The 7,003-nt window shown below is 44.4% G+C and carries 7 protein-coding genes; 1 reads left to right on the top strand and 6 read right to left on the bottom strand.

Going from position 1 to position 7,003, the window contains the following annotated elements:
- Positions 1-134: 134 nt before the first annotated feature.
- The 5 genes from secF to queA all read right to left on the bottom strand — a co-directional run bounded on the left by secF (position 135) and on the right by queA (position 5,780).
- Entirely contained in the window at positions 135-1,145 is a 1,011-nt protein-coding gene (gene secF, locus P8629_RS08480; protein ID WP_278165697.1) for a protein translocase subunit SecF, read from the bottom strand.
- 15 nt (positions 1,146-1,160) lie between these two features.
- Complete coding sequence (gene secD, locus P8629_RS08475) at positions 1,161-3,038, bottom strand: protein translocase subunit SecD (RefSeq protein ID WP_278165696.1); 1,878 nt, start codon at positions 3,036-3,038, stop codon at positions 1,161-1,163.
- Between the two features lie 130 nt (positions 3,039-3,168).
- Positions 3,169-3,504 (bottom strand): preprotein translocase subunit YajC, encoded by a 336-nt coding sequence (yajC, locus tag P8629_RS08470; protein ID WP_011370755.1) that lies wholly within the window; start codon positions 3,502-3,504, stop codon positions 3,169-3,171.
- 96 nt (positions 3,505-3,600) lie between these two features.
- The gene (tgt, locus tag P8629_RS08465; protein ID WP_278165695.1) at positions 3,601-4,713 is read right to left on the bottom strand and encodes a tRNA guanosine(34) transglycosylase Tgt; all 1,113 of its coding nucleotides are present in this window, start codon (positions 4,711-4,713) and stop codon (positions 3,601-3,603) included.
- A gap of 11 nt (positions 4,714-4,724) precedes the next feature.
- Positions 4,725-5,780 carry a tRNA preQ1(34) S-adenosylmethionine ribosyltransferase-isomerase QueA gene (gene queA, locus P8629_RS08460; protein WP_278165694.1) on the bottom strand — a complete coding sequence of 352 codons (1,056 nt, stop codon included), beginning with the start codon at positions 5,778-5,780 and terminating at the stop codon, positions 4,725-4,727.
- Positions 5,781-5,974: 194 nt separating this feature from the next.
- Between queA and P8629_RS08455 the strand changes: the two genes are divergently transcribed.
- Entirely contained in the window at positions 5,975-6,499 is a 525-nt protein-coding gene (locus P8629_RS08455) for a DUF3087 domain-containing protein (RefSeq protein ID WP_278165693.1), read from the top strand.
- A gap of 64 nt (positions 6,500-6,563) precedes the next feature.
- Here P8629_RS08455 and P8629_RS08450 read toward each other — a convergent pair whose 3' ends face one another.
- Positions 6,564-6,956, bottom strand: a complete 393-nt coding sequence (locus P8629_RS08450; protein ID WP_278165692.1) for an STAS/SEC14 domain-containing protein — start codon at positions 6,954-6,956, stop codon at positions 6,564-6,566.
- Positions 6,957-7,003 lie beyond the last annotated feature (47 nt).

Here is a 7,003-nt window from a genome sequence, read left to right as displayed (position 1 = left end):
GTTGGGGAACTGAAAAGGTAGCTCATTAGCTAACCTTTTTCTATTCCTAGGTGTTGCACTTGCTTGTTGAATCTATGGATATAAAAAAAGACCCAGTTGGGTCTTTTTTTGTTTAAGAACATTGGAACCAATGTTTATTTTTTCTTAGCGGCTTCTTTCGCTTCACGCGCAGCTTCTTGTTCTAAGAAAATTCGATTCAACTCTTCTTCTTGAGCTGTCGCATCCACCCCTTCTTTGACAGGCTGCATCAAATCTTCTTTTGAAACACCTAATGCCAACGCAATCGAACTGGCCACAAACGTTGATGAATAGGTCCCCACCACAACCCCGACAATCAATGCCAACGCAAAGTTATGGATAATCTCGCCACCCAACACGAACAGTGCGATTAAAACCAGTAAGGTGGTTAAGGAGGTCATTAACGTACGCGCCAGCATTTGATTCACCGCCAGGTTAGTGACTTCTTCTGGTGTGCCATCTCGAACGGTTCTGAAGTTTTCCCGTACCCGGTCAAACACAACAATGGTGTCGTTCAGGGAATAACCGATCACCGCGAGTATCGCCGCTAGCACCGTTAAATCAAACTGAGCTTGAGTCCAGGAAAACACACCCAAAGTAATCACAACATCGTGTACCAAGGCGGCGACAGACCCAATTGAAAAACGGAATTCAAAACGCAGCGCGACATAAATCAGCACTCCGATCAGGGCATAAATAACCGCTAAAGCGCCATCTTCGGTCAGCTCATCTCCGACTTGCGGCCCAACGAATTCAACACGACGCAACTCAAAGTTTTCCGAATGATTTTCACGTAAGGCATCCATCACTTGGTTACTGATCTGAGCGGAATTCACGCCCTCTTTCGGCGCAATTCGAATCAACACATCTTCTGCTGAGCCAAAGTTCTGCACCACCGCGCGTTCAAACCCTGAGTCTTGTAGTGAGGTGCGAATGGTGTCGACTTCTGCTGGCTTGTCATAAGACAGCTCGACAATGGTTCCACCGGTAAAGTCGATGCCAAAGTTCAGCCCTTTGACAAACAACCCGATGATCGACGCCACAATAAAAAACAATGACACAAACATCGCCAGTTTACGATGCGCCATAAAGTTATATTCTTTTTGATTTTCCATGCTTGTACTCATTCTGTCTCTCCCCGACTAAACCGATAACTTGTCTACCGGCTTGTTGCCGTAGAGCGCATTCACAATTGCTCTTGTTCCCAAGATGGCTGTAAACATAGAAGTGATAATCCCGATGGATAGCGTAATGGCAAAGCCTTTAATCGGACCTGTTCCGAAGCTGAATAACACCAGTGCCGCCAACAAGGTGGTGATGTTGGCATCGGCAATCGTTACAAAAGCTTTCTCATAACCGGCATTGATCGCCGATTGAACAGAGGACACTTTAAGTTCTTCACGGATACGCTCAAAAATGAGCACATTCGCATCCACCGCCATCCCAACGGTTAGAACAATCCCGGCAATCCCGGGTAAGGTCAACGTGGCTTGTAATAAGGACAACACCGCAACAATCAGAACCAAGTTTAACGTTAACGCCACATTGGCAATCATGCCAAGCGTTTTATAACGCCAGACCATAATCACCAACACCAATAAGAAACCAACAATCACCGACATCATGCCTTGATTGATGTTGTCTTGCCCAAGGCTTGGCCCAACCGTTCTTTCTTCCACAATTTCCATCGGTGCGGCCAGGGCCCCAGCACGCAGTAATAATGCCAAGTCTTGCGCTTCCTGCGGGCTGTCTAAACCGGTGATCTGGAATCGGTTGGCAAACTGTCCACGAATCACCGCGGCATTGATCACATCTTTCGTGGTAATGCGTTTTTTAATTTTTTCACCATTTTTCTCAATGGTTTCAACGCGGTTTTCAATATAAACTACCGCCATGCGATGACCAACATGCTCTTTCGTGGTTGCCAGCATCTTACGCCCGCCGGCCCCATCAAGGGTGACGGTGACTTCAGCTGATCCAGATTGCGACTCAATTCCAGACTGAGCGTTAATGACGTTGTCACCACTGACGATAATGCTGCGTTTCAACAGAATCGGACGGCCATCACGGAAATGATATAAACGCGAACCATTCGGAGCATACCCCGTTTTTTCTGCGCGGTAAGCGTCTCCGCGTTCCTCAACCAATCTGAACTCTAGAGTGGCCGTTGCCCCTAAAATTTCTTTTGCTTTCGCCGTATCTTGAACCCCAGGTAACTGAACCACAATGCGGCGATCGCCTTGCTGCTGAATCACCGGCTCTGCCACGCCTAATTCGTTAATACGATTACGCAAAGTGGTGATGTTCTGCTTCAAGGCATAGGTTTTCGCTTCTTCAATTGTTTTAGGCAATAAACGCAGTTGTAATGCATTTTGTTCAGCCACCTGAGATAAATTAAATTCTCCCGGAAATTGTTTTTCCATTTCCGCTCGAGCGGCTGGCACACTTTTAGCATCGCGAAACTTAATCATCAAATGATCGGTTTCATAAGAGACGCTTGAATATCGGATTCTGGCTTCTCTGAATGCGCCCTTTACTTCATCGACATAACGGTTATAGGTTTTCTGCACCGCCGCTTCCATGTCAACATCCATCAAGAAATGCACGCCGCCGCGTAAATCCAACCCTAAATACATGGGTTGGCCACCAACTGCTCTTAAAATATCTGGTGTTGCCGGCGCGAGGTTCAAGGCGACCACCGCCTGACGTCCCATGACTTCTTTCAAGGCACTTCTGGCTTTCATTTGCGCATCTGTATTATGGAAACGAATCAGAAATTGACCGTTTTGATACGCCATTGATTTAGGCTTTAAATTCGCTTTCTGGAGTGTTTGCGTCACAAGGTCTTCTGTAGAGGCATCAAACTGAACCGATTTTGCCGGTGACACCTGAACAGCCGGATCATCTCCAAAAATATTCGGTGCGGCATAAATAACACCTAATACCAACACAATTAACAGCAGCAGATATTTCCACGCCGGGTATTGATTACTAATGACTTTTTGTCTTGACTCAAACATGTTTAATTTTTCCAAATAAAGCTAAATGATAAAGCTCATCAATCACGTTGCCACAGAAAGCGCAACGCTTAAAGGCGTTCCCAGAAACAACAAAAGGGGCAATAGCCCCTTTTGTTCTTAAAAAGTCAGCTTATTCCGCTGTCCCTTTTAATGTCCCTTTTGGTAATTCGCGAGCGACGTTTTGACGTTCAATTTTTACAACGACATTATCTGCGACTTCTAGATCAACGAAGTTTTCATCCAATTCACGAATTTTTCCTGCTAAACCACCGTATGTCACCACTTCAGCGCCTTTGCCAAGTGCTTGTACAAGTTTTTTATGTTCTTTAACTTTCTTTTGCTGAGGACGAATCAGTAAAAAGTAAAACACCACAAACAATAAAATTAACGGCAACAATGCCTCAAAACCACTTCCTTGTGCTGCTGCGCCACCCTCGGCCATTGCATCAGAAATAAAAAAACTCATATTTTGTTCTCCTTGAAATTAACTGCGTTATTGTTGCATAAAAAATTTTAAAATTCTATTAACAAAATAAGACAAAGTTCGAATCTTATTTTTAACTTATAAAGAAGGGACGTCTTCGCCTCTGGCTTGGTAAAATTCACTGACAAAAGCATCCAAGGTTTCAGAAGCAATCGCCTCACGTAACCCTTTCATTAATAACTGATAATAATGCAAATTATGAATGGTGTTTAGACGCGCACCTTGAATTTCACCACACTTATCCAGATGGTGTAAGTAAGAGCGCGTGTAGTTTTGACAAGTATAACAGTCACACTTGGCATCCAATGGCTCTAAACTGGTTTTATTAACTGCATTGCGAATTTTAACGACCCCACTGTGCGTAAATAAAAAGCCATTACGCGCATTACGTGTCGGAATCACACAGTCAAACATATCAATGCCTCGGCGTACCGCTTCAACGATATCTTCTGGTTTGCCCACGCCCATCATATAGCGAGGTTTGTCTTTTGGCATATGGGGTTCGGTAAAATCCAGCGTGCCCATCATTTCTTCTTTGGGTTCACCAACGGATAATCCGCCAATCGCATAGCCATCAAAACCAATATCGGTCAGTCCTTTAATCGACTCCTGGCGAAGGTCTTCATACATCCCGCCTTGCACGATACCGAATAAAGCGGAAGGATTATCACCATGCGCTTGCTTGGATCTTTCCGCCCAGCGTAATGACAATCGCATAGACTCCGCCGCAACGTCGTGTGTGGCCGGGTAAGGCGTGCATTCGTCAAAAATCATCACAATGTCCGATCCCAGCTTACGCTGAACGTCCATGGATTCTTCCGGTCCCATAAAGATTTTAGACCCATTAACCGGGTTACGAAAATGCACACCTTCTTCTGTAATCTTGCGCATTTTGCCTAAACTGAACACCTGAAAACCACCCGAATCGGTTAAGATTGGGCCTTTCCAGTTCATAAAGTCATGCAGATCGCCATGTTGCTCGATAATATCGGTGCCCGGACGAATCGATAAATGAAAGGTATTGCCCAGAATAATCTGTGCGCCTGTGTCCGCAACTTCTTCCGGCATCATGCCTTTTACGGAACCATAGGTGCCGACCGGCATAAAGGCAGGCGTTTCCACCACGCCTCTTTCAAAAACCAAACGCCCTCTTCTAGCACGCCCATCTTGTTTATCTAGCTCAAATTTCATACTTTTTTCCATTAAGATTCGGAAGTTGGCGGGTGCACTAACATGGCATCGCCGTAACTAAAGAAACGGTATTGTTGTTCCACCGCATGCGCATACGCTTGCATGGTGCGATCGTATCCAGCCAAAGCTGATACGAGCATAATGAGTGTTGACTCGGGCAAGTGAAAGTTCGTTAATAAAACATCCACTACCTTAAAGTCATACCCTGGGGTAATAAAAATATCGGTTTCCCCTTGATAATGTGCGAGTTCACCGTTTTCTGAAAAGGTTGCCGCGCTTTCTAAACAACGTACCGACGTGGTCCCAACGGCAATCACTCGCCCGCCCTTTTCACGGGTTTTGCGTATCAACTCAACGGTTTCCGGTAACACTTCAATGACTTCGGAATGCATGATATGTTCAGAAATGTCATCAACCTGAACCGGTTTAAAGGTACCCGCACCAACGTGCAAGGTGACAAAACCTGCCGCCGCGCCTTTCGCCTTAATCTGTTCCAGCAACTTATTGTCAAAGTGCAATCCGGCCGTGGGCGCGGCAACAGCGCCTGGTTTTTCAGAATATACCGTCTGGTAGCGTTCTTTATCTTCCAGCTGATCTTCCCGTTCGATATAAGGAGGTAACGGCATGTGACCATGCGCTTCAATTAGCTCTAACGCGCTAAGTTCTGGGGAATCTTCCTGACTCAGTCGCAATTCAAACAAAGCGCCGTCTCGACCCAAAACTTCGGCATCAAAAGCGTCTGCAATACGTAGCTGCGCACCGGTTTTAGGAGCATTGCTTGAACGAATATGCGTTAATACGCGGTGTTCATCCAAAACACGCTCAATTAACAACTCAACCTTTCCGCCGGTTAATTTTTGACCAAATAAACGCGCCGGAATCACTTTGGTATTATTGAAAATCAAACAATCATCTCCATTCACATAAGACAGAATATCTGTAAAGTGACAATCTGACACGCCGCCATCTGCTTCCATTACCAGCAGTCGGCTTTGTGTTCTTTCCTTGGCAGGCTGTTGAGCAATCAAGGCTTCTGGCAGTTCAAAGTTAAAATCTTGTCGTTGCATGAGTTTGAGTTTAGAATGATTTTAAAAACGCAAGATTATACCTTGATTCGACGTTAAATAAGCAAAAAACCATTCATTTCATTGGATTTTCAAATCAAAAAACGTATCGTTGGATATAATCAAGCTGAAGAATTGACGCTTATTTCATCACATAGCCGTCACACGCATCGCACAGAATTAAACAGGCATTGAATATGTTTCAAATTGAAGAAATTGATCCAAAGTATTATCGAAAACAAACCCGTAATGCGACGTTAAAGATTATGGCGATGTTTATTGTCATCGGCATGATTACCGCAACGACTGCAGTAGAATACCTTGGCGCTTACAGCTCAAACCTTATCGTGCTGAACTTAATGGGGGCTTTCGTCGGGCTCATTATTACTGGGTTCATTGTAAAGTTCTTCTTTAAAGATAAGCCTTGGATGTATGAAGCTATGTATGCCTGGCGTCTAAAGAGAAACCTGATGCAAATCAGCAATACCATAGATGCTGTCAAAGCCGCAGCCAAGCAGAACAATGAAAATGCTTTAAAAACGCTGCGTTTCTACCACTTAGGGTTAACGCAAATGCATCAATTAGAAGACAATAACCATGCTTTAATGGACTTAAAAGCCGAAAAAGAACAATTGGTACAACAAATGATTAACTTGGGCTACGACATTGATCAAACCACTTTTAATCCAAGTCAATTAGACGAGTTCAGAAAAGAACAATAAACACAGGTGTGATTTCAAAAACACCCAGGCCTGGGTGTTTTTGGACAGATTCAATATGCTGGATTCATTCGGTTGGTTCTTCTGCCAGCCAATTGATCGCATCTTCTTCCGAATCGAACCGTTTGATTTTTCCTGACATAAACCAACTTCCGACTTTCGCAATAAAGTCTTGCCATTTTTCGTGCCCGATAATGGCAATTTTTTCAAATTCCCGGCCATGGCTTAACCCCATCTTAAAGTCATCCCAGGCTGCTCGTAGATCCCAACCCTGCATCTCGGTCAAATCTACCAGCGCTTTAACTTTTTCATCACCCACCCCTTTTAAAGCAGAGTCTATCATCGGTGTCATCAGGCTGTAATCGTCGTGCGTCAACTTCCCCTGAACTTTCATGGAAAGAAAAACTAACTCTCCTAAACGATCTATTCCTAAAGAAAACCCTCTACGAGTTACTTGCATATTACCTCCTTACAATTGAAGTACAATCAAGTTATTACCATTCCAAC

The organism is Hydrogenovibrio sp. 3SP14C1, from assembly GCF_029625905.1.
Lineage (GTDB): Bacteria > Pseudomonadota > Gammaproteobacteria > Thiomicrospirales > Thiomicrospiraceae > Hydrogenovibrio.
The sequence above is the reverse complement of the archived record's forward strand: the minus strand, read 5'-3'. Positions and strand labels throughout refer to the sequence as shown.